The following is a 21,565-nucleotide window of genomic DNA, read 5'->3' as shown; positions in this document are numbered from 1 at the left end:
TTTATGCGCCACGGTTATTTACTGAGCACGCTTTTACTGGTAGCAACTGCTTCACATGCTGGGGTCATTATTAACGGCACCCGACTGGTCTATCAGGGAGATAAAAAGGAATCTTCTCTTGGTCTTTCAAATCCAGATGCGACGGATTATCTGGTGCAGTCCTGGGTTGATTCCGGCGGTAAAAACCTGGCCAAAGCCCCGTTCCTGATCACCCCGCCGCTTTTCCGTCTGGATGCGCACGAAGATAACGTTCTGCGCGTGGTGCGTACGGGCGGAAATTTACCGGAAGACAGGGAATCCCTGTACTGGTTGAACATTAAAGCAATCCCTTCCTCAAAACACGTTGAGGGGGTAAATACGCTGCAAATCGCCATTAATACTCGAATTAAATTACTGTATCGCCCGTCTGCGGTAAAAGGCAGACCAGAAGATGTGGCGGATAAACTTGAATGGCGCCGCGAAGGGAACGACCTCGTGGTGAATAATCCCACCCCGTTTTATATGAATTTCCAGGCGGTCACCCTGAATGGTCAAAAAGTGACGAAAGCGACCTGGGCCGTGCCAAAAACAGAAACGCATTTTGCCATACCGGGTAATGTCAGAGGCTCGAACGTGACGTATTCCATTATTACTGATTACGGCAGCATCAGCCATAACTGGTCGAAATCCGTTCATTAATACTTTTCCCCGATAATAAAATAATCATGTACAGCCATAAAAAGCCGTTCACCTGCCGATTGTCGTCATTGCTGGTCATTCTTTTTGGCCTGGCAATGGCGATCTTTGCGCAGCAGGTTATGGCTGATGATTATTTTAACCCTGCCCTGCTGGATATTGATAATCCCCAGCAGGGTAAAACCGATCTGTCCATCTATGAAAAAGGGCCAGGTCAGGCGCCGGGGAAATATGAAGTCGCGGTATTTATCAATAATAATAAAATTGATACCCGCAACGTGACCTTTACGCTTCAGAAAGATTCGCAGGGCAACAGCACGCTGCAGCCTTGCTTTAGCCTTGAGGAATTAAAAAGCCTCGGCATCAAAACCAAAAAATTTCCGCAGCTGATGGCCAAAGGCCAGTGTGCTGATTTACATGTCATTCCTTCGGCATCCGCCACCTTTCGCGTTCGCAACCAGCAGCTGCTGATGAGCATCCCTCAAACGGCGCTGGGCCAGGTACCTCGCGGTTACATTGACCCGAAAGAGTTTGACGAAGGGATCACTGCGGGCCTGCTTAATTACAGCGCCAATGCCAGCCACAGCCGCGCGCGACAGCACGGTGAGCAGGATAACAGCAGCCAGTACGTAAACCTGCGCCCAGGCCTGAACGTTGGCGCATGGCGCATTCGCAACTATTCCACCTGGAATCGCAGCACCACGGGCCATGAGGAGGAGCAGAAATTCACCTCCGTTTATACCTATGCGCAACGCGATATCGTGGCAATGAAAAGCGACATCACCGTCGGCCAGAGCTCATCCCCTGCCGACGTGTTTGACAGCGTTCCCTACACCGGGGTGGAGCTGAAATCCGACAGCGACATGCTGCCGGACAGCGAGAAAGGCTACGCGCCGATTATCCGCGGCACAGCCCACAGTAACGCGCTGGTGGTGGTTCGCCAGAACGGCTACGTCATTTATCAGAACACGGTCGCGCCGGGTGCCTTCGAAATTAACGATCTCTACCCCACCGGCAGCAGCGGCGACCTGCAGGTTACCGTGAAAGAGACCGACGGCAGCGAAAGCCATTTTGTCGTGCCGTTTGCCTCCGTGCCGGTCTTGCAGCGTGAAAAAAACCTGCGCTACAGCGTGACCGCCGGGCGTTATCGTTCCTATGACAACGATGTCGAAAAGACCCCGTTTGCCCAGGGCAGCGCCATCTACGGTTTACCCTACGGTATCACCGCCTACGGCGGCGTTCAGCAGAGCAGCCATTATCAGTCTCAGGCGGTGGGCGTCGGGAAAAACATGGGCGATTTAGGCGCCTTCTCCATTGACGTCACTCGCGCCAAAGCCCTGCTGAAAAAACAGCAGGCCAGCAAAGGCCAGTCGTGGCGCGTGCGCTACAGCAAAGATATCGCCCAGTCAGGCACCAACTTCTCGCTGGCCGGCTACCGCTATAACAGCAAAGGGTTTTACACCCTGGAAGACACCATGGAGTCGTATACCCGCTCTGACGACTGGTCTGAACCGCAGCAGCGCCGCGCCCGTACCGAAGCCACCGTCGACCAGACGCTGCCGGAAGGCTGGGGTTCCCTAACCCTGAGCATGGTGAAAGAAACCTACTGGAGCCAGAGCCAGAACATAACGTCCATGAGCGTCAGCTACAACAACAGCTGGCATGGGGTGAGCTACAGCCTCAGTTACAGCATGAACAAAAACACCCAGGACAGCGATGAAGACGGCAATGAGGTGACGAACGACAACCAGTTCGCGCTGAGCGTCTCGGTGCCGCTGGACCACTGGATGCATAACACCTGGGCCACCTACAACCTGAACAATACCAAAGACGGTACGACGCAGAATATCGGCCTGAACGGCACCGCGCTGAAGGAAGACAACCTGAACTGGAATGTTCAGGAAGGGCTGAGCAGCACCGGCAGCGGTAACTCCATCAGCATAAACGCCGATTACAAGGCAACCTATGGCGAAGCGAGCGCAGGGGTCAGTCAGGACAAATATCAGCAGACCGTTAACGTTGGGTTGCAGGGCGGCGTGGTTGCCCATGCGAATGGCATCACCCTGAGCCAGCCGCTCGGTGAGACCATCGCGCTGGTGAAAGCGCCGGGCACGCACGGGACGCATATCACTAATCAGACCGGCGTTGAAACCGACTTCCGCGGCTACACCGTTGTCCCGTTTGTGACCGCGTATCGCCACAACACCATTGCGCTGGATACCGAAACGCTGCCGGACAATGCCGACGTCACCCACGCCGCGCAGGTCGTCACCCCAACTCGCGGGGCCGTGGTGCGCGCCAGCTTTAACACCCGCGTGGGCAACCGCGTGCTGATGACGCTGACGCACAACGGCAAACCGCTGCCGTTCGGCGCGACGGTCACCACAGAGGATAAGGACAGCGAATTTATTGTCGGTAATGACGGCCAGACCTATCTCTCGGGTCTGCCGCAGCAGGGGCATCTCGCCGTTTCCTGGGGACAGGACGCGAGCGAGCACTGCATCGCTGACTATGCGCTAACGGATGAGAAAGAGAAAACCAGCATCATTAACGCTGCCGCGCAGTGTCACTGATCCACCGTTCAGGCTAACGATTATGCAAATGATTAAACAGTGCTTTTTCTTACTGATTCTCGGCACCGCCGCGTTATTTATGCCGCACGCAAAGGCCACCTGTTCCACGCCGGATATGCCGAAGATGATTAACGTCGCCTCGATTTCAGTTCCGACCACGCTTGCGGTGGGCGAAACCATTCCCGGCACGGAACAGACTGCGCATGTTGCGGGGCACTGCGATCAATCCATCGACAGCGGGCTGGAAATCGTCGCCTGCTATTACGGTACCGGCGCTGAAATCCCCGGCATGAAGGGTGTCTATGATTCCGGCGTACCAGGCATCGGTATCGCGCTGATGAATGACAAAGGGCAGCGAATCAGCGGTGCAGGTGGCATTCAGTGCGACTCGCGCGCCATGCCCATTGGTTATGTCTCAGATGACGGGCAACTGTCCTTCAATTTTGATGTGACGCTGGAACTGGTTAAAACCAGTAGCGAAGTGACGTCCGGTACGCTGGTGCAATCACAAACTGAATTTGGCATCGGCGTCTTCGGTCATGAAGGGATCGGCTCGCCAAACCATATCGCTTACGCCGGAAACATCAACCTGCAAACCGTCACATGTTCTGTGCTGCCAAAAAACCTCACCATCGACCTGGGCGATTTCCCGGTGAGCGACTTTATTGGCGTGGGCACGCTCTCACAACCTGCTCAGGAATTCAACGTTAGCGTGAACTGTAATACTACCGTACAGCCGGAAGTGAAGATCACCAGTGCGAACGGGTACGAAGAGGGATTTGAAGGGGTGATAAAACTGACCCCCGAGAGCGGAGCGGCAAAAGGGGTGGGCGTCAGGATGCTGTTTGACGGCAACATCGCCACCTTCGACAACTACGTCAGCACCCAGCGCCCGGCAGAAGCCAATGAAACGCTGGAGATCCCGTTCCAGGTTCGTTACATGCAAACGCAACCGGAGGTTCTCCCTGGCCCGGCGAACACGGTCGCCACCCTCACTCTCGCCTATAAATAACTGCCATGAAAAAAATACTGATAATTCTGCTGTTGGGTCTGACATCGTACGCTAACGCGGATGATATCCAGATCCAGATGACGGGTAATATTTACGCTAATACTTGCGTCGTAGACAGTGCCAGCCGCAACCTGACGGTAGATTTAGGTCAGGCGGTGTCGGGCAATTTTAAAGATGTAGGCGATACCGGCGAGTGGAAAGACTTTTCCCTTTCGGTGTCGCATTGTCCGGCCACGCTTGCCCTCGCCACCGCCTATTTCTACGGCCAGGCAGACAGCGCGCACCCGACAAAATTTGCCAATATAGGCAGCGCGAAAGGGCTGGCGCTGGAGCTGGCTGACCGTCAGGACAAGATACTCATTGCCCCACAGGCCGCCTTTAACGTCGCCATTAATCCGAGTGACCACACGGCGACGTTTCCGCTTTCCGCACGTTATTACGCCACCTCCATGCCGGTGAGCGCGGGTACGTTCAGCAGCGTGATTCAGGTGACATTCACTTACCAGTAGGACCGCGCCCCTTAGCACGGAGGCTTTTTCGACGCCCGGCAGCCAGTTTTGCCGGGCGTTTTTTTACTTCCGGCACGTCCGGCTGCTCGATCGGGAAGATCGGCAGCGCATTCAGCAGCCGCAGGCCGTAGTTTTTGGTGAGCAGACGTTTGTCATAAATCACCACCTCGCCCCAGCATCCGTGGCTACGGATCAAGCGCCCGACCTGCTGAATCAGGTTAAACGACGCCGCAGGCAGGCTTTGCACCTCAAACGGATAGCGGTTGAGGCTCTTCAGCCATTCGCCTTCGGTGATCACCACCGGGCTGTCGATAGGCGGGAAGGCGATCTTATGGATATGCACCTGCGTCAGGTAATCCCCCTTCAAATCCAGCCCTTCCGCGAAGGACTGTAGCCCCACCAGCACGCTGCGCTCGCCGTTATCAATACGTTTGCGGTGCGTTTCCACCAGCCGGTAACGGGGCTGGTCGCCCTGCACCAGCAGGAGTAAACGCAGGTCGGTGACGTGCTCCAGGAAGCGCTGCATCGCCCGCCCGCTGGCAAACAGCACCAGCATGCCGGGATATTTTTTACTTTCGACCTGCTCGCGGAAGTAGGCCGCCATTTCCGCAATGTGCTGCTCTTCGTTGTCGATAAGCGGCTCATATTTCATGCGCGGAATGACCAGCTTGCCCTGCTCGCAGTGGTTGAACGGCGAATCCAGCGCGACAAAACGATCGCCCGCTTTTTCTTTCAGGCCGCTCATCTCCTGCAGCCGCGAGAAGCTGTTCAAGGAGCGCAGCGTGGCGGAGGTCACGACCACGTGCGGCACGCTGCGCCAGATGAGCTTTTCCAGCTGATCGGCCACGCGGATGCCCACGCAGTGGAAAAAGAGATGCACCTGCCCGTCCCGCACTTCCCGGGTGGCCCATTTGGTGACCGGCGCGCCCGACGCCTGCGCCATCGAGGCCAGCCGCCAGAGCTTGCTCTGGGCTTCGAACATTCCGAGCGCACGGTTCATCTGCAGCAGAATGCGGTGCAGGCGAACAACGTCATGGGTGCCGGTTTTCTCGCTGAGATCGTTTAAGAACATCTCCGCCAGCCCGCGCAGCTTTTCCAGATGCTTCGCCAGCTGCTGGCAAATCTCCATCACCTCGTCCGGCAGTTCGCCCATCGCAAAGCGGTGTTCCGCCTCCTGGGCCGCAGGAAGATAGAGGTTCAGGATGGTGTTCAGGGAGGAAATGAGGCTATAGACCTCTTCACAGTGGTCGCTCAGACGCTCCGGCACCGCGAGCGGCGGCGTGGTTTTTGGCCGGAACTGCTCCATGCAGGTGGCGACCAGCTTGCAGAAGAGATCCAGCTGCAGGCGGAACCAGGGCGCGGTAATTTCTGCGCTCATCTCCAGCGCGTCGCGCGCCACGTCGGGCAGATGGTGGCCTTCGTCGAGCACCAGCAGCAGGTTTTTCGGCTCCGGCAGCACCGCTTCGCTCTCCAGCGCCGCCATTACCAGGGCATGGTTAGCCACCACCACTTCGGCTTCCTGAATTTCGCGCCGCGCGACGAAGAACGGACATTCGCGATAGTAGTGGCAGTTGCGGTTCAGGCAGCTGGCCTTGTCGGTGCTGAGCCTGCGCCACAGATCGTCGCTGATGGCTTTATCGGTGTGATCGCGCAGGCCATCCCATTTATAGCCATCGAGATCGCCTTTCAGCGTTGCGCAGAGCTCCTGCTCGGCTTTGTTGTTTGGCGTGAGATCGTCGTCGAGAAACGCCAGCAGATCCTGTTGCGACGCCTCGCTGCTGGCAAGCCCTGCCAGGTTACGCGGACAGACGTAGCGCCCGCGCCCAAAGGCGGCGGTGAAGCGGAGATCGGGGATGATTTTGCGCAGCAGCGGCAAATCTTTGCTGAAGATCTGATCCTGCAAGGCCACGTTCGCAGTGCTGACCACCAGCGTTTTGTCCTCTTCCCGCGCAATAGCGATGCCGGGAATGAGATACGACAGGGTTTTCCCAACGCCGGTCGGGGCTTCAATCGCCAGATGTCGCCCGTCGTCCCCGGCGAGCGTTTTTGCCACGTCGGCAATCATCTGCCGCTGCGGCGCTCGGGGGATAAAATCGGGGATCTGCTGCTGAAGCGCCTTATACCAGGCGCCTATTTGCGCTTTCAGCGCCGCGGTTAAAGCCATTGGAAAACCTGAAATACTGTATAAACAGCCACTATTGTGGCACTTTCTCTTCGCCGTCGCAAAAAGAAAAGCCCGGCTTTACGACCGGGCTTCCAGATTACTGCGGGTTAGCAGGCTTGCGCGGGCGGCGTCGGCGCTGCCCCTCGCCTGCCGGTTTCCCTTCGCCGCTGCGCCACGGGCTTTCACCCGCCGGCTTGCCGTCGTTATTACGACGCGGCGGTTTGCCGGATGACTTCGGCGCGCCACCTTCAGCACGACGCGGCTGCTGGCCGCGACCACCGCCGCTCTGACCGCGACCACCACCCTGACGTCCGTTCTGAATCGGCTCCGCTTTGATGGACGGGTCCACTTCATAGCCCGGGGTTTCGATGCGCGGGATCTCTTTCTTCAGCAGGCGTTCGATGTCGCGCAGCAGCTTGTGCTCGTCCACGCAGACCAGAGAGAGCGCCTCACCTGTTGCCGCCGCACGACCGGTACGGCCGATACGGTGAACGTAGTCTTCCGGGACGTTTGGCAGCTCGTAATTCACCACGTGCGGCAGCTCTTCAATATCGAGGCCACGGGCAGCGATGTCGGTCGCCACCAGCACGCGGATGTCGCCGGATTTGAAGTCCGCCAGCGCACGGGTACGCGCCCCCTGGCTCTTGTTACCGTGGATCGCCGCGCTGCGGATGCCGTCTTTATTCAGCTGTTCCGCCAGGTGGTTCGCGCCGTGCTTGGTGCGGGTAAAGACCAGCACCTGCTGCCAGTTGCCCTGACCGATCATCTGGGAGAGCAGCTCCCGCTTGCGCTTTTTATCCACAAAGTGAACGTGCTGCGTCACCTGCTCGGAAGCGGTGTTGCGGCGCGCCACTTCCACTTCCAGCGGGTTATGCAGCAGCTTTTCCGCCAGCGCCTTGATCTCATCGGAGAAGGTCGCGGAGAAGAGCAGGTTCTGGCGACGCGGCGGCAGCTTCGCCAGCACGCGACGAATATCATGAATGAAGCCCATATCGAGCATGCGGTCGGCTTCGTCCAGCACCAGAATTTCAATACTGTCGAGCTTCACCGCGTTCTGGTGTTCCAGATCCAGCAGACGGCCCGGCGTTGCCACCAGCACGTCCACGCCGCCGCGCAGCTTCATCATCTGCGGGTTAATGCTCACGCCACCGAAAACCACCAGCGAGCGAATGTTGAGATAGCGGCTGTACTCACGCACGTTCTCGCCAATCTGGGCTGCCAGCTCGCGGGTTGGGGTGAGGATCAGCGCGCGCACCGGACGACGGCCTTTGGCGTGTGGCTGGTTTTTTACCAGCAGCTCTAACAGCGGCAGGGTAAAGCCCGCGGTTTTACCGGTGCCGGTCTGGGCGCTGGCCATCAGGTCACGGCCCTGAAGCACGGCCGGAATAGCCTGCTGCTGGATAGGGGTTGGCTCAACGTAGCCCTGCTCTGCGATCGCGCGCAGAATTTCCGGGTTCAGGCCAAGGGAATCAAAAGACATAAAAACTCCGAACCGCCCCGACCATCACAGGTGTAGTTTTCAGGGAGATATCACGAATAGAAGGACAAAAACCACAATGTCGCGAAGGTGCGGAGTGTAGCAGCTTTTGTGACGTGGCGCATAAAATATCCCTGTCGTATCCCTCGACGATTTAGCGATTCAGGTATAATTTTAATCAATCGATTGATTAATTTTTAATGCCGACATGAATACGACACCGACGACAACCAAAGGTGAACAGGCCAAAAGCCAGCTTATCGCCGCCGCGCTGGCGCAGTTTGGCGAGTATGGCCTGCATGCCACCACGCGGGATATCGCCGCCCAGGCCGGGCAAAACATTGCGGCCATTACCTACTATTTTGGCTCAAAAGAGGATTTATACCTCGCCTGCGCCCAGTGGATTGCCGATTTTATTGGCAACAATTTTCGCCCGCACGTTGAGGAGGCCTGCGGGCTGCTGAGCCAGCCGACGCCGGATCGTACCGCTATCAGGCAACTTATTCTCAATGCCTGCCACAATATGATCCGCCTGCTGACGCACGACGATACGCTCAACCTGAGCAAATTTATCTCCCGCGAGCAGCTCTCCCCCACTGCCGCTTATCAGCTGGTACACGATCAGGTGATTGCCCCGATGCACACCCATCTGACCCGGCTGATTGCCGCCTACACCGGGCGGGACGCCAGCGATACCGACACCATTTTGCATACCCACGCCCTGCTGGGCGAAATTCTCGCCTTCCGTCTGGGGCGTGAAACCATCCTGTTACGCACGGGCTGGGCACAATTCGATGAGGATAAAGCCGCGCAGATTAGCCAGGTCATCACCTGTCATCTCGATCTGATCCTGCAAGGCTTAACGCAAAGGAGCCTGAAGTGATGAAAAAACCTGTCACCATCATTCTGGTGGTTGTTGTTTTGCTTGCCGCGGGAATCGGTGGCTGGCTGTGGTATCAGAGCCAGCAGGATCGGGGCCTGACGCTGTACGGCAACGTGGATATTCGCACGGTGAATATGAGCTTCCGCGTCGGCGGACGTCTCGCCTCGCTGAGCGTTGACGAAGGCGATGCCATCAAAGCCGGGCAGACGCTGGGCGTGCTGGATAAAGCCCCCTTTGAGAACGCGCTGATGCAGGCAAAAGCCGGCGTCTCCGTCGCCCAGGCGCAGTATGACCTGATGCTGGCAGGCTATCGCGATGAGGAGATTGCCCAGGCCGCTGCCGCCGTTAAGCAGGCCAAAGCCGCCTACGACTACGCGCAGAACTTCTATAACCGCCAGCAGGGGCTGTGGAAAAGCCGCACCATTTCCGCCAACGATCTGGAAAACGCGCGGTCATCCCGCGACCAGGCGCAGGCGACGCTGAAATCCGCGCAGGATAAATTAAGCCAGTACCGCTCCGGTAACCGCGAGCAGGACATCGCCCAGGCGAAGGCCAGCCTCGAGCAGGCGCAGGCGCAGCTTGCCCAGGCGGAGCTGGATCTGCGCGACACTATCTTAACCGCCCCGTCTGACGGCACGCTGATGACCCGCGCGGTAGAGCCGGGCAGCATGCTCAGCGCGGGCAGTACCGTCTTGACGCTGTCCTTAACCCGTCCGGTATGGGTGCGGGCCTACATTGATGAGCCGAATCTCGGCCAGATGCAGCCGGGCCGCGAGCTGCTGCTTTATACCGATGGTCGCCCGGACAAGCCGTATCACGGTAAAGTGGGCTTTGTCTCCCCTACCGCCGAATTCACGCCGAAAACGGTAGAAACGCCGGATCTGCGTACCGACCTCGTGTACCGTCTGCGCATCATCGTCACCGACGCGGACGACGCGCTGCGTCAGGGCATGCCTGTTACCGTGACCTTAAACGACGGGGAACGACATGAATGATGCGGTTATCCAGCTCAACAATCTGGTCAAACGCTTCCCCGGAATGGATAAACCGGCGGTCGCGCCGCTGAACTGCACCATTCAGAAAGGCTACGTGACCGGACTGGTGGGCCCGGACGGCGCGGGCAAAACCACGCTGATGCGGATGCTGGCGGGGCTGCTGAAGCCGGATGAAGGCTCGGCCAGCGTGCTTGGCCTTGACCCGATAAAAGACGACGGCGCGCTCCACGCCATGCTCGGCTATATGCCGCAGAAGTTTGGCCTGTACGAAGATTTAACGGTGATGGAGAACCTCAATCTGTACGCCGACCTGCGCAGCGTCACCGGTGAAACCCGGCAGAAAACCTTTGCCCGACTGCTCGAATTTACCTCCCTCGGCCCGTTCACCGACCGGCTGGCGGGCAAGCTTTCCGGCGGGATGAAGCAGAAGCTGGGGCTGGCCTGTACGCTGGTGGGCGAGCCGAAGGTGCTGTTGCTCGATGAGCCCGGCGTCGGCGTGGACCCGATCTCCCGCCGCGAGCTGTGGCAGATGGTGCACGAGCTGGCGGGCGACGGGATGCTGATCCTCTGGAGCACCTCCTACCTCGACGAAGCGGAGCAGTGCCGGGACGTGCTGCTGATGAACGAGGGCGAACTGCTCTATCAGGGCGAACCGACCGAGCTTACGCACACCATGGCCGGGCGCAGTTTTCTGCTGCACAGCCCGCAGGAGTCCAACCGCAGGCTGCTGCAGCGGGTGCTGAAGCTGCCGCAGGTGAGCGACGGGATGATTCAGGGCCGCTCGGTGCGCGTGATCCTCAAAAAAGAGGCCACCGTCGACGATATTCGCCGTGCGCCGGGCATGCCTGAGATTGAAATGGACGAGACCGCCCCGCGCTTTGAAGATGCGTTTATCGACCTGCTGGGCGGTGCAGGCACGTCGGAATCGCCCCTTGGCGCAATCCTGCACACGGTGGAAGGCACGCCGGGCGAAACGGTGATCGAAGCAAAATCGCTCACCAAAAAATTCGGGGACTTCGCCGCCACCGACAACGTCAACTTTGCGGTGAAGCGCGGCGAGATATTTGGCCTGCTCGGGCCGAACGGCGCGGGAAAATCCACCACCTTTAAGATGATGTGCGGCCTGCTGGTCCCGACGTCCGGCAAGGCGCTGGTGCTGGACATGGATCTCAAGCTCAGTTCCGGCAAGGCGCGCCAGCATCTCGGCTATATGGCGCAGAAGTTCTCGCTGTACGGCAACCTGACGGTCGAGCAGAATCTGCGCTTTTTCTCCGGCGTGTACGGCCTGCGCGGGCGGGCGCAGAATGAAAAAATCCGCCGCATGAGCGACGCCTTCGGGTTAACGAATATTGCGTCCCACGCCACCGACGAGCTGCCGCTCGGCTTTAAGCAGCGGCTGGCGCTGGCCTGCTCGTTGATGCACGAGCCGGATATCCTGTTTCTTGATGAACCCACGTCAGGCGTGGACCCCCTCACACGCCGTGAATTCTGGCTGCACATCAACAGCATGGTGGAAAAAGGCGTGACCGTGATGGTCACCACCCACTTTATGGATGAGGCGGAGTACTGCGACCGCATCGGGCTGGTCTATCGCGGCAAGCTGATTGCCCACGGTACCCCGGACGACCTGAAAGCGCAGGCCGCCGACGACGCCCAGCCAGACCCGACCATGGAGCAGGCGTTTATCACCCTCATCCACGACTGGGATAAGGAGAATGCTCATGCGCAGTAACGCCCTTTCCTGGCGCCGGGTGCGCGCCCTGTGCATCAAAGAGACGCGGCAGATCGTGCGTGACCCCAGCAGCTGGCTGATTGCGGTGGTGATCCCCCTGCTGCTGCTGTTTATCTTTGGCTACGGCATTAACCTCGACTCCAGCAAGCTGCGGGTCGGTATTTTGCTGGAGCAGCAGAGCGAAGAGGCGCTGGACTTCACCCATGCCATGACCGGCTCACCCTACATTGACGCCACCGTCAGCGACAACCGGCAGGAACTGATTCAGAAAATGCAGGCCGGGAAAATTCGCGGCCTGATCGTCATCCCGGTGGATTTCGCCGCCAACATGGCGCGCCCGGGTGCCAATGCGCCGATTCAGGTGATTACCGACGGCAGCGAGCCGAACACCGCCAACTTCGTGCAGGGCTATGCGGAGGGGATCTGGCAGCTCTGGCAGATGCAGCGCGCCGAAGACCGGGGCGAGACGTTTGAACCGCTCATTGATGTGCAGACGCGCTACTGGTTTAACCCCGCCGCCATCAGCCAGCACTTTATTATTCCGGGGGCGGTGACCATCATTATGACGGTGATTGGCGCGATCCTCACCTCGCTGGTCATCGCCCGCGAGTGGGAGCGTGGCACTATGGAGGCGCTGCTCTCCACCGAGGTGACGCGGGTTGAGCTGCTGCTGTGCAAGCTCATCCCCTACTACTTCCTCGGCATGCTGGCGATGCTGCTCTGCATGCTGGTCGCGGTCTTTATTCTTGGCGTGCCGTATCGCGGCTCGCTGGTGGTACTGTTCTTTATCACCAGCCTGTTTTTACTCAGCACGCTGGGGATGGGGCTGTTAATTTCCACCATCACCCGCAACCAGTTTAACGCCGCGCAGGTGGCGCTCAACGCCGCTTTCCTGCCATCGATTATGCTCTCCGGGTTTATCTTCCAGATAGACAGCATGCCTGCGGTGATCCGCGCTGTGACCTACATCATTCCGGCGCGCTACTTCGTGAGCACGCTGCAAAGCCTGTTCCTGGCGGGGAATATTCCGGTGGTGCTGATTATCAATACCCTGTTTTTGCTGGCGTCGGCGGTGATGTTTATCGGGTTGACGTGGCTGAAAACCAAACGGCGACTGGATTAAGGAGCGCACATGTTTCACCGCTTATGGACATTGATCCGCAAAGAGCTGCAGTCCCTGCTGCGCGAGCCGCAAACCCGCGCCATTCTGGTGCTGCCGGTGCTGCTTCAGGTTTTATTGTTCCCGTTTGCCGCCACCCTTGAGGTAACTAACGCCACCATTGCCATTTATAATGAAGACAACGGCAAACACGCCGTCGAGCTGACGCAGCGTTTTGCCCGGGCGAAGGCCTTTACCCACATCCTGTTGCTGAAAAGCCCGCAGGAGATCCAGCCCACTATCGACACGCAAAAAGCGCTGCTGCTGGTGCGTTTTCCGGCGGATTTCTCCCGCAATCTGGATACCTTCCAGACCGCGCCAATGCAGCTGATCCTCGACGGGCGCAACTCCAACAGCGCCCAGATAGCGGCCAACTACCTGCAGCAGATAGTGAAGGAGTATCAGCAGGAGCTGATGGAGGGCAAACCGAAGCCCAATAACAGCGAGCTGGTGGTGCGCAACTGGTACAACCCGAATCTGGACTACAAGTGGTTTGTGGTGCCGTCGCTGATCGCCATGATCACCACCATCGGGGTGATGATCGTGACCTCCCTGTCCGTGGCCCGCGAGCGCGAACAGGGCACGCTGGATCAGTTGCTGGTTTCCCCGCTCGCCACCTGGCAGATTTTCGTCGGCAAAGCGGTGCCAGCGCTGATCGTCGCCACCTTCCAGGCTACCATCGTGCTGGGGGTGGGAATTTGGGCCTACGAGATCCCGTTCGCCGGATCGCTGGCGCTGTTTTACTTCACGATGGTGATTTACGGGCTGTCGCTGGTGGGGTTTGGGCTGCTGATTTCAGCGCTCTGCTCCACGCAGCAGCAGGCGTTTATCGGGGTATTCGTCTTTATGATGCCGGCGATTCTGCTCTCCGGGTACGTTTCGCCCGTCGAGAACATGCCGGTGTGGCTGCAGGATTTAACGTGGATAAACCCGATTCGACATTTTACGGATATCACCAAGCAGATCTATCTGAAGGATGCGAGTCTGGACATTGTCTGGGGAAGTTTGTGGCCGCTACTGGTCATAGCGGCCACGACGGGGTCAGTGGCCTATGCGATGTTTAGACGCAACATTGCGTAGCTTTTTCTCTTTAGTGAGCAGCGACACTACCGCTGGCCCTGCAAGGATTACCAGACCCGCCAGGGCCAGCAGCAGGTTGTTTTGCAGCACGCGTGACAGCAGCCACAGCACGATCATCGCGGCACCAAAGTACCAGGTGGTGGTGAGCTCTTCGAGCACATCACCCACCTCGCGCCAGCGCGCGTCATGGTGGCGCTGTAAGAACAGCATCGACAGCACGGTGACGCCATAGAGGACGCATAGCCCTAAGCCAACACGCACCAGCGTGCCGCTCATCCAGCCCATCACCAGTACGGCCACGACCAGTAAATGCAACATTATCTGCCAGCAACTCAAACCCGTTGCGACACGAACACGTTGTTGCCACTTCATGGCTTCTCTCCTGAAGGATTTTTCTCTGCTTAATCAGACTACCGCACTTTACGGAAAATTCCGTAACGCCGCATCTTTTTGTGACGCCGACTACACTTTATTTTCATCGGGATAGTCACCCAGGAAGGTGTTTATGAGCAAAAAAACGCAGCATTTCTCGCTTAAGGTGCTGACGATAAACATTCATAAGGGCTTCACAGCATTTAACCGCCGCTTCATTTTACCGGAGCTGCGCGACGCGGTACGCACCGTCAGCGCGGACATTGTCTGCCTGCAGGAGGTGATGGGCGCGCACGAGGTACACCCCATGCATTTCGAAAACTGGCCCGATACGCCGCACTATGAATTCCTGGCCGACACCATGTGGAGCGATTACGCCTACGGCCGCAACGCGGTCTATCCGGAAGGCCATCACGGTAATGCGGTGCTGTCGCGTTTTCCTATAGAACATTATGAGAACCGGGACGTTTCCGTCGGGGAGAGCGAAAAGCGCGGGCTGCTTTACTGCCGCATCACGCCGCCGGAACTTGACGTTCCGGTTCACGTGGGCTGCGTTCACCTCGGACTGCGTGAAGCCCACCGCCAGGCGCAGCTGCAGATGCTGGCGGACTGGACCAATGCGCTGCCGGAAGGCGAACCCGTGGTGGTCGCCGGGGATTTTAACGACTGGCGGCAGCGCGCCAACCATCCGCTGAAGGTCAAAGCAGGACTGGAGGAAATTTTCACCCGGGCACATGGTCGTCCCGCACGGACGTTTCCGGTGCGCTTCCCCCTGCTGCGCCTGGACCGCATCTACGTGAAAAATGCGCATGCCAGCAGCCCGACGGCGCTGGCGTTACTGAACTGGCGACATCTTTCCGACCATGCCCCGCTGAGCGCGGAGATCCACTTATGAAATGCACCTGGCAGGAAGGTAACCGTATTACGCTGCTGGAAAACGGCGATAACTTTTATCCGGCGGTCTTTGAGGCGATTAGCCACGCACAGCAGAAAGTCTACCTTGAAACGTTTATCTGGTTTGAAGACGACGTTGGCAGGCAGCTGCACAGCGTACTGCTGCATGCCGCCCGGCGCGGGATAAAAATCGAGGCCCTGCTCGATGGATATGGCTCGCCGGATCTTAGCGATGAATTTGTTAACGAGCTCACCGCCGCCGGCGTGGTGTTCCGCTACTACGATCCCGGTCCGCGTCTGTTCGGCATGCGCACCAACCTGTTCCGGCGCATGCACCGCAAAATAGTCGTAGTGGACGAAACGGTGGCGTTCGTGGGCGGCATTAACTACTCCGCCGAGCATATGTCGGATTACGGCCCGGAGGCCAAGCAGGACTACGCGATCCGCATTGAGGGACCGGTGGTTCAGGACATCCAGCTGTTCGTGCTGGAAAACTTGCCCGGTAAAGAGGCCGCTCGCCGCTGGTGGCGACGCCGTCATCGCCCGGAAGAGAACCGCAAGCCCGGCGAAGCGCAGGCGCTGTTTGTCTGGCGGGACAACGAGGAGCATCGGGACGATATTGAACGTCATTACCTGAAGATGCTGGCCAATGCGAAGCGCGAAGTGATTATCGCCAACGCCTATTTCTTCCCCGGCTACCGTATTCTGCACGCCATGCGCAACGCGGCCCGACGTGGCGTGAGCGTTAAACTGATTGTGCAGGGCGAGCCGGATATGCCGATTGTGAAGGTGGGCGCGCGCCTGCTCTACCGCTACCTGGTGAAAAGCGGCGTGCAGATATATGAATACCGCCGCCGCCCGCTGCACGGCAAAGTGGCCGTCATGGATGACCACTGGGCAACCGTCGGCTCCAGTAACCTCGATCCGCTGAGCCTGTCGCTGAACCTGGAAGCGAACCTGATCATCCACGACCGTCAGTTTAACCAGACCCTGCGGGATAACCTTCAGGGACTTATCCATAAGGACTGTGTGCGGGTGGATGAGTCCATGGTGCCGAAACGGAGCTGGTGGAACGTTGGCATCGGCGTGGTGGTGTTCCACTTCCTGCGCCACTTCCCGGCGATGGTCGGCTGGCTGCCGGCGCATACGCCAAAGCTGGCGCAGGTTGATCCACCGGTACAACCTGAAATGGAAACCCAGGACCGCGTTGAAGCGGAAGATGGAGGCAAACCCTGATGTCAAAATCTCATCCTCGCTGGCGGCTGGCGAAAAAAATCCTCACCTGGGTATTTTTTATCGCGGTCGCGGTACTGCTGGTGGTCTACGCGCAGAAAGTGGACTGGGAAGAGGTGTGGAAGGTTATCCGCAACTATAACCGGCTGGTGCTGCTGGGTGCCGTAGGGCTGGTTATCGTCAGCTACCTGATGTACGGCTGCTACGACCTGCTCGGTCGCGCCTACTGCGGCCACAAGCTGGCTAAACGTCAGGTGATGCTGGTGTCGTTTATCTGCTACGCCTTCAACCTGACGCTGAGCACCTGGGTGGGCGGCATCGGCATGCGCTATCGCCTGTACTCGCGTCTCGGATTACCGGGTGGCACCATCACCCGCATTTTCTCACTGAGTATCACCACCAACTGGCTGGGGTACATTCTGCTGGGCGGGGTGATTTTCACCATCGGCGTGGTGCAGCTGCCCGCGCACTGGTATATCGACGAGGCCACGCTGCGCATTCTCGGCATCGTGCTGCTGCTGATCATCGCCGTGTATCTGTGGGCCTGCGCCTTTGCCAAACGCCGCCATATGACCATTAAAGGGCAGAAACTGGTACTGCCGTCGTGGAAGTTCGCGGTGCTGCAGATGGCGGTATCCAGCGCCAACTGGATGGCGATGGGGGCGATCATCTGGCTGTTGATTGGCGAGGATGTGAACTACTTCTTCGTGCTGGGCGTGCTGCTGGTGAGCAGTATCGCCGGGGTTATCGTGCATATTCCGGCGGGAATTGGTGTGCTGGAGGCGGTGTTTATCGCGCTGCTGGCCGGAGAACATGTTTCACAGGGGACGATTATTGCCGCCCTGCTCGCCTACCGCATGCTCTATTACTTCCTGCCGCTGGCGCTGGCAACGGTCTGTTATCTGGTGCTGGAGAGCCGGGCGAAAAAGTTACGGGCGAAAAATGAAAAGGCAATGGCGAAATAAAAGCAAAACGGCAACTTTGTTGCCGTTTTTAGTGTTTGTTCCCTCTCCCGTGGGAGAGGGTCAGGGTGAGGGCACCAGACCGCACCGCCACCCGGCAAAACAACCCTAGCGACGGTTGCCGAAAATCCGCAGCAGCATCAGGAACAGGTTGATGAAGTCCAGATACAGCGTCAGCGCGCCCAGAATCGAGTATTTGCGCAGGTTTGAACTGTCGCGCACGTCGATCTGCTCGCCGATGTTTTTCAGCTTCTGGGTGTCGTAGGCCGTCAAGCCAACGAAGACCACCACCCCGATATAGGTCACGGCCCACATCAGCGCGTCGCTCTTCAGCCACAGGTTCACCAGCGATGCCAGCACAATCCCGATCAGCCCCATAAACAGCATATTACCTAAGCCGCTCAAGTCACGTTTGGTGGTGTAACCGTACAGGCTCATCACGCCGAACATCCCGCCGGTCACCACGAAGGTGCTGGCGATGGAGGAGTAGGTGTAGACGATGAAAATACTGGAGAGCGTCAAACCGGTCAGCGCCGAATAGAGCATAAACAGCGTGGTCGCCATTCCGGCACTCAGCTTTTGTACCAGGCCAGAAAGCACAAACACCAGCGCAAGCTGCGCGATAATCAGCCCAAAGAAGGTGATTTTGCTGGAGAAGATAAACATCATCAGTTCAGGCGTGTTCGCCGCATACCACGCAATAAACGCGGTAAGCAGCAGGCCGATCGTCATCCAGCCGTACACCTGAGCCATATACGTCTGCAGGCCGCTACGGGTCTGCTGTACTATTGAATCGGAACGCGGAAATCGGTCCATGATTCACTCCTGATTAAGGTTAAGAAGACACACACGTTAAGAGTAACACATCCACGTAAACCGACTACCAACGGCTGGCGGCCTGTTTATCGCTGTCGCGAGATTCCACCCAGCGCTCGCCTTCCGGCGTGGCTTCGCGCTTCCAGAACGGCGCTTTGGTTTTGAGGTAATCCATAATGAACTCCCCTGCCGCAAAGGCGCTACCGCGGTGCGCGCTGGTCACGCCGACAAAGACAATCTCTTCGCCGGGCCACATCTCGCCGATGCGGTGGATCACCGTGACCCGCCCGAGCGGCCAGCGGCCTCGCGCTTCATCCACAATTGCCGCCAGCGATTTCTCCGTCATGCCCGGATAGTGCTCCAGCGTCAGCGCTTTTACGCTGTCGCCGAGATTGTGGTTACGCACTTTACCGGTGAAAGTAACGACCGCGCCGTCTTCATCGCGCTCCGCCAGCCAGTCATATTCTGTACCGACGTTAAAGCGCTCGGGACCGACCAGAATTCGGGTTTCAGCCATCTTAGCCCCCTGTGACCGGCGGGAAGAAGGCCACTTCATCCCCTTCAGTCAGCGGGTGGGTGAACTCCACCAGCGTCTGGTTAACGGCCGCCAGCAGCTTGCCTTCGTCGAGCGCCAGCGCCCAGCGGTCGCTTTGTGCCGCCAGGTGCGCGCGCAGGGCGGCGACGTTTTCAAAAGAGCCGTCCAGCGTCAGGCTGTCGGTATTAACCAGCTCACGCACCTGGGCGAAAAAGAGCACCTTAATCATGGCTGTCCACCTTAAAATCACCGGATTTGCCGCCGCTTTTTGCCAGCAGACGAACCGGGCCAATCACCATATCTTTCTGCACCGCTTTGCACATGTCGTAGATGGTCAGCGCGGCGACGGAGGCCGCCGTCAGGGCTTCCATCTCCACGCCGGTTTTGCCGGTTAAGCGGCAGAGGGACTCAATACGCACGCGGTTGTGCTCCGGCTGCGCCTGCAGGTTCACTTCCACCTTGCTCAGCATCAGCGGATGGCAGAGCGGGATGAGGTCCCAGGTCCGTTTTGCAGCCTGAATACCGGCGATGCGGGCGGTGGCAAAGACGTCGCCCTTATGGTGGCTGCCGTCGATAATCATCGCCAGCGTCTCAGGCAGCATGGTGACGAATGCCTCAGCACGCGCCTCGCGCACCGTTTCGGCCTTGGCGGAGACATCCACCATATGCGCTTCGCCAGCGGCGTTAATGTGGGTCAGTTGTGACATAGTTTACTTCTTCAAATGGGGATGAAAATTACACGGACGGGTACGGGCATCCAGCTGCGGGGCAATAATATTTTCCCATGCGGTGCGGCAGGCTTTGGTCGAGCCCGGCATGGCGAAAATCAGCGTGTTGTTTGCCACGCCGGCCACCGCGCGCGACTGCAGCGTGGAGGTGCCAATCTCTTCAAAGGAGAGCATGCGGAACACCTCGCCGAAGCCTTCCACCTCGCGGTCGAACAGCGGGATCAGCGCTTCAGGCGCCTGATCGCCTGCGGTAAAGCCGGTGCCGCCGGTGATCAGCACCACCTGCACCTCATCGCTGGCGATCCACTGAGAGACCTGCGCGCGAATGGCGTAGCGGTTCTCCTTCACGATCGCTTTATCGACGATGTGATGCCCCGCGTCATGGGCAGCCTCGCGCAGCCAGTGGCCGGAGGTATCATCCTCTTCGCCACGGCGGTCGGAAACGGTAAGAATAGCAATGCGTGTCGGGATAAATTCTGCGCTGACCTGACTCATCTTCTGGTTCCTTCTAAAGACTGATTACCCGCCGATGTAGGACAGGTTCTGAGTAATGCCGGTATTGCCCTGATGCAGGAAGTGGGTCTGCTTTTTGTGCGTCAGCGCTTCAGAAATGCGCGCTTCAAGCGCGGCCTGCTGCGCATCGTCTTCCAGCAGATCGCGAAGATCCACGCCACCGTCGCCAAACAGGCAGAGATGGAGTTTGCCGACGGAAGAGACGCGCAGGCGGTTGCAGCTGGCGCAGAAGTCTTTCTCATAGGGCATGATAAGCCCAATTTCGCCTTCGTAATCCGGGTGACAAAAGACCTGTGCCGGGCCGTCGCTGCGCTGGCGGATCTGGTGGATCCAGCCGCGTTTCAGCAGCTCATCGCGCAACACCATGCCGGAAATATGGTGACGGCGGAACAGCTCGCTGCCCTCGCCCGTTTCCATCAGCTCGATAAAACGCAGTTGAATGGGACGGGATTTAATCCACGCCAGGAAGGTGTCCAGCTGATGGTGGTTTACGTCGCGCATCAGCACCGTGTTGACTTTGACCTTTTCGAACCCGGCGGTAAACGCCGCATCGATGCCGTCCATCACCTGGCGGAACTTGTCCTGACCGGTAATGGCGTGAAACTGCCGGGCATCAAGGCTGTCCACGCTGACGTTGATCGCGGTTAGGCCAGCGTCGCGCCAGTTGGCCACGTCACGCGCCATGCGGTAACCGTTGGTGGTCACCGCGATCTGGCGGATGCGTTCGTTTTCGCGTACCGCGGCAATGATGTCGGGGAAATCGCGGCGCAGGGAGGGTTCGCCACCGGTCAGACGGACTTTTTCGGTACCGAGCTCAGAGAACGCACGCGTGACGCGGCGCACTTCATCCACGGAGAGAAAGCCATTATTGGTGACGCTGCCCGGCTTGTAGCCATCGGGCAGGCAGTAGGTGCAACGGAAGTTGCACACATCGGTAATCGACAGACGCAAGTAGTAAAACTTACGCGCGAAAGCATCAGTAAGTTGTGAAGCCATGTACACCTTTCCAGATCGGGAGGCACAGTCATTTCTTTCTGTACCCTGGTGGCAAATCCGCCACGGCCAGGGCGCCATATCATTCGACACAGGCGCCAGGGCTAGAGTGTATGTTTTCAGTTTTGAAAACGTGGTTATGGCGATAGTAGCGTGGAAATCGACACTCCGCCATTGTCGCTTTTCGCTATATAATTACATATATAGCGATTCAGTCCTGCATTTTCGCTACAGAATACCTAAAAACCGCATTTTCGCAT

The 21,565-nt window shown here is 58.2% G+C and carries 21 protein-coding genes and 1 riboswitch; of the genes, 12 read left to right on the top strand and 9 right to left on the bottom strand.

Annotation, left to right across the window (positions count from 1 at the left end; all coding sequences use genetic code 11):
• Positions 1-3 precede the first annotated feature (3 nt).
• From AC2FAJ_RS09175 to AC2FAJ_RS09160, 4 genes are read left to right on the top strand one after another with little or no spacing between them, the layout of a single operon-like run.
• Positions 4-678, top strand: coding sequence for a fimbrial biogenesis chaperone (locus AC2FAJ_RS09175; RefSeq protein WP_447087977.1), 675 nt, complete (start codon positions 4-6; stop codon positions 676-678).
• A gap of 26 nt (positions 679-704) precedes the next feature.
• Positions 705-3,248 (top strand): fimbria/pilus outer membrane usher protein, encoded by a 2,544-nt coding sequence (locus AC2FAJ_RS09170; RefSeq protein WP_447087976.1) that lies wholly within the window; start codon positions 705-707, stop codon positions 3,246-3,248.
• 22 nt (positions 3,249-3,270) lie between these two features.
• The gene (locus tag AC2FAJ_RS09165; protein WP_045630918.1) at positions 3,271-4,260 is read left to right on the top strand and encodes a fimbrial protein; all 990 of its coding nucleotides are present in this window, start codon (positions 3,271-3,273) and stop codon (positions 4,258-4,260) included.
• A 5-nt stretch (positions 4,261-4,265) separates the two neighbouring features.
• On the top strand, positions 4,266-4,769 hold the full coding sequence (locus tag AC2FAJ_RS09160) for a fimbrial protein (RefSeq protein ID WP_047362738.1): 504 nt from the start codon (positions 4,266-4,268) through the stop codon (positions 4,767-4,769).
• Here the strand turns inward: AC2FAJ_RS09160 and dinG are convergent.
• Positions 4,756-6,933 carry an ATP-dependent DNA helicase DinG gene (gene dinG, locus AC2FAJ_RS09155; protein ID WP_485454059.1) on the bottom strand — a complete coding sequence of 726 codons (2,178 nt, stop codon included), beginning with the start codon at positions 6,931-6,933 and terminating at the stop codon, positions 4,756-4,758. The genes AC2FAJ_RS09160 and dinG overlap by 14 nt on opposite strands.
• Positions 6,934-7,030: 97 nt before the next feature.
• Entirely contained in the window at positions 7,031-8,413 is a 1,383-nt protein-coding gene (rhlE, locus tag AC2FAJ_RS09150) for an ATP-dependent RNA helicase RhlE (RefSeq protein WP_485454058.1), read from the bottom strand.
• Positions 8,414-8,618: 205 nt separating this feature from the next.
• Here rhlE and cecR point away from each other — a divergent pair, with 205 nt between their 5' ends.
• The 5 genes from cecR to AC2FAJ_RS09125 are packed head-to-tail and all read left to right on the top strand — an operon-like array spanning position 8,619 to position 14,259.
• The gene (cecR, locus tag AC2FAJ_RS09145; RefSeq protein ID WP_048956996.1) at positions 8,619-9,293 is read left to right on the top strand and encodes a transcriptional regulator CecR; all 675 of its coding nucleotides are present in this window, start codon (positions 8,619-8,621) and stop codon (positions 9,291-9,293) included.
• Positions 9,293-10,288 (top strand): secretion protein HlyD, encoded by a 996-nt coding sequence (hlyD, locus tag AC2FAJ_RS09140; protein ID WP_045630914.1) that lies wholly within the window; start codon positions 9,293-9,295, stop codon positions 10,286-10,288. The genes cecR and hlyD overlap by 1 nt, the downstream gene beginning before the upstream one ends.
• Positions 10,281-12,020: an ATP-binding cassette domain-containing protein gene (locus AC2FAJ_RS09135; RefSeq protein ID WP_192978613.1), complete on the top strand. Its 1,740-nt coding sequence runs from the start codon at positions 10,281-10,283 to the stop codon at positions 12,018-12,020. Before hlyD ends, AC2FAJ_RS09135 begins: the two co-directional genes overlap by 8 nt.
• Positions 12,010-13,143 carry an ABC transporter permease gene (locus AC2FAJ_RS09130; protein ID WP_485454057.1) on the top strand — a complete coding sequence of 378 codons (1,134 nt, stop codon included), beginning with the start codon at positions 12,010-12,012 and terminating at the stop codon, positions 13,141-13,143. The genes AC2FAJ_RS09135 and AC2FAJ_RS09130 overlap by 11 nt, the downstream gene beginning before the upstream one ends.
• 9 nt (positions 13,144-13,152) lie before the next feature.
• On the top strand, positions 13,153-14,259 hold the full coding sequence (locus AC2FAJ_RS09125; protein ID WP_041910726.1) for an ABC transporter permease: 1,107 nt from the start codon (positions 13,153-13,155) through the stop codon (positions 14,257-14,259).
• Here AC2FAJ_RS09125 and AC2FAJ_RS09120 read toward each other — a convergent pair.
• Positions 14,221-14,631: a YbhQ family protein gene (locus AC2FAJ_RS09120; RefSeq protein WP_045630912.1), complete on the bottom strand. Its 411-nt coding sequence runs from the start codon at positions 14,629-14,631 to the stop codon at positions 14,221-14,223. The two genes, AC2FAJ_RS09125 and AC2FAJ_RS09120, sit on opposite strands and share 39 nt — an antisense overlap.
• A gap of 133 nt (positions 14,632-14,764) precedes the next feature.
• Here AC2FAJ_RS09120 and AC2FAJ_RS09115 point away from each other — a divergent pair, with 133 nt between their 5' ends.
• Genes AC2FAJ_RS09115 through AC2FAJ_RS09105 form a run of 3 tightly spaced genes read left to right on the top strand, consistent with a single transcriptional unit; the run spans position 14,765 to position 17,723 of the window.
• Entirely contained in the window at positions 14,765-15,526 is a 762-nt protein-coding gene (locus AC2FAJ_RS09115; RefSeq protein WP_041910727.1) for an endonuclease/exonuclease/phosphatase family protein, read from the top strand.
• Entirely contained in the window at positions 15,523-16,761 is a 1,239-nt protein-coding gene (clsB, locus tag AC2FAJ_RS09110) for a cardiolipin synthase ClsB (protein ID WP_045259955.1), read from the top strand. The genes AC2FAJ_RS09115 and clsB overlap by 4 nt, the downstream gene beginning before the upstream one ends.
• A complete protein-coding gene (locus AC2FAJ_RS09105; RefSeq protein WP_028012425.1) occupies positions 16,761-17,723 on the top strand; it encodes a lysylphosphatidylglycerol synthase domain-containing protein in 963 nt (320 codons plus the stop codon). Before clsB ends, AC2FAJ_RS09105 begins: the two co-directional genes overlap by 1 nt.
• A 105-nt stretch (positions 17,724-17,828) precedes the next feature.
• On the opposite strand, the gene AC2FAJ_RS09100 is transcribed toward AC2FAJ_RS09105, so the two are convergent.
• The 6 genes from AC2FAJ_RS09100 to moaA form a co-directional block, all read right to left on the bottom strand.
• Positions 17,829-18,536, bottom strand: coding sequence for a Bax inhibitor-1/YccA family protein (locus AC2FAJ_RS09100; protein ID WP_485454056.1), 708 nt, complete (start codon positions 18,534-18,536; stop codon positions 17,829-17,831).
• Positions 18,537-18,600: 64 nt separating this feature from the next.
• Positions 18,601-19,053, bottom strand: coding sequence for a molybdopterin synthase catalytic subunit MoaE (gene moaE, locus AC2FAJ_RS09095; protein ID WP_041910729.1), 453 nt, complete (start codon positions 19,051-19,053; stop codon positions 18,601-18,603).
• A 1-nt stretch (position 19,054) separates the two neighbouring features.
• Entirely contained in the window at positions 19,055-19,300 is a 246-nt protein-coding gene (moaD, locus tag AC2FAJ_RS09090; protein ID WP_041910730.1) for a molybdopterin synthase sulfur carrier subunit, read from the bottom strand.
• Positions 19,293-19,778, bottom strand: a complete 486-nt coding sequence (gene moaC, locus AC2FAJ_RS09085; RefSeq protein ID WP_008501142.1) for a cyclic pyranopterin monophosphate synthase MoaC — start codon at positions 19,776-19,778, stop codon at positions 19,293-19,295. The genes moaD and moaC overlap by 8 nt, the downstream gene beginning before the upstream one ends.
• A gap of 3 nt (positions 19,779-19,781) precedes the next feature.
• Positions 19,782-20,294, bottom strand: a complete 513-nt coding sequence (moaB, locus tag AC2FAJ_RS09080; RefSeq protein ID WP_023292963.1) for a molybdenum cofactor biosynthesis protein B — start codon at positions 20,292-20,294, stop codon at positions 19,782-19,784.
• A gap of 24 nt (positions 20,295-20,318) precedes the next feature.
• Entirely contained in the window at positions 20,319-21,308 is a 990-nt protein-coding gene (moaA, locus tag AC2FAJ_RS09075; RefSeq protein ID WP_047368137.1) for a GTP 3',8-cyclase MoaA, read from the bottom strand.
• A riboswitch (molybdenum cofactor riboswitch) is annotated at positions 21,296-21,429 on the bottom strand. Its footprint overlaps the gene before it by 13 nt.
• Between the last annotated feature and the right edge of the window lie 136 nt (positions 21,430-21,565).

It is taken from the genome of Enterobacter cloacae complex sp. 385G4 (assembly GCF_057320665.1).
The sequence above is the reverse complement of the archived record's forward strand: the minus strand, read 5'-3'. Positions and strand labels throughout refer to the sequence as shown.

Excerpts from the sequence above, each read along its gene's own strand:
- AC2FAJ_RS09175 (WP_447087977.1), top strand. The coding sequence starts at position 4 with ATGCGCCACGGTTATTTACTGAGCACGCTTTTACTGGTAGCAACTGCT.
- AC2FAJ_RS09170 (WP_447087976.1), top strand. The coding sequence starts at position 705 with ATGTACAGCCATAAAAAGCCGTTCACCTGCCGATTGTCGTCATTGCTG.
- AC2FAJ_RS09165 (WP_045630918.1), top strand. The coding sequence starts at position 3,271 with ATGCAAATGATTAAACAGTGCTTTTTCTTACTGATTCTCGGCACCGCC.
- AC2FAJ_RS09160 (WP_047362738.1), top strand. The coding sequence starts at position 4,266 with ATGAAAAAAATACTGATAATTCTGCTGTTGGGTCTGACATCGTACGCT.
- dinG (WP_485454059.1), bottom strand. The coding sequence starts at position 6,933 with ATGGCTTTAACCGCGGCGCTGAAAGCGCAAATAGGCGCCTGGTATAAG.
- rhlE (WP_485454058.1), bottom strand. The coding sequence starts at position 8,413 with ATGTCTTTTGATTCCCTTGGCCTGAACCCGGAAATTCTGCGCGCGATC.
- cecR (WP_048956996.1), top strand. The coding sequence starts at position 8,619 with ATGAATACGACACCGACGACAACCAAAGGTGAACAGGCCAAAAGCCAG.
- hlyD (WP_045630914.1), top strand. The coding sequence starts at position 9,293 with ATGAAAAAACCTGTCACCATCATTCTGGTGGTTGTTGTTTTGCTTGCC.
- AC2FAJ_RS09135 (WP_192978613.1), top strand. The coding sequence starts at position 10,281 with ATGAATGATGCGGTTATCCAGCTCAACAATCTGGTCAAACGCTTCCCC.
- AC2FAJ_RS09130 (WP_485454057.1), top strand. The coding sequence starts at position 12,010 with ATGCGCAGTAACGCCCTTTCCTGGCGCCGGGTGCGCGCCCTGTGCATC.
- AC2FAJ_RS09125 (WP_041910726.1), top strand. The coding sequence starts at position 13,153 with ATGTTTCACCGCTTATGGACATTGATCCGCAAAGAGCTGCAGTCCCTG.
- AC2FAJ_RS09120 (WP_045630912.1), bottom strand. The coding sequence starts at position 14,631 with ATGAAGTGGCAACAACGTGTTCGTGTCGCAACGGGTTTGAGTTGCTGG.
- AC2FAJ_RS09115 (WP_041910727.1), top strand. The coding sequence starts at position 14,765 with ATGAGCAAAAAAACGCAGCATTTCTCGCTTAAGGTGCTGACGATAAAC.
- clsB (WP_045259955.1), top strand. The coding sequence starts at position 15,523 with ATGAAATGCACCTGGCAGGAAGGTAACCGTATTACGCTGCTGGAAAAC.
- AC2FAJ_RS09105 (WP_028012425.1), top strand. The coding sequence starts at position 16,761 with ATGTCAAAATCTCATCCTCGCTGGCGGCTGGCGAAAAAAATCCTCACC.
- AC2FAJ_RS09100 (WP_485454056.1), bottom strand. The coding sequence starts at position 18,536 with ATGGACCGATTTCCGCGTTCCGATTCAATAGTACAGCAGACCCGTAGC.
- moaE (WP_041910729.1), bottom strand. The coding sequence starts at position 19,053 with ATGGCTGAAACCCGAATTCTGGTCGGTCCCGAGCGCTTTAACGTCGGT.
- moaD (WP_041910730.1), bottom strand. The coding sequence starts at position 19,300 with ATGATTAAGGTGCTCTTTTTCGCCCAGGTGCGTGAGCTGGTTAATACC.
- moaC (WP_008501142.1), bottom strand. The coding sequence starts at position 19,778 with ATGTCACAACTGACCCACATTAACGCCGCTGGCGAAGCGCATATGGTG.
- moaB (WP_023292963.1), bottom strand. The coding sequence starts at position 20,294 with ATGAGTCAGGTCAGCGCAGAATTTATCCCGACACGCATTGCTATTCTT.
- moaA (WP_047368137.1), bottom strand. The coding sequence starts at position 21,308 with ATGGCTTCACAACTTACTGATGCTTTCGCGCGTAAGTTTTACTACTTG.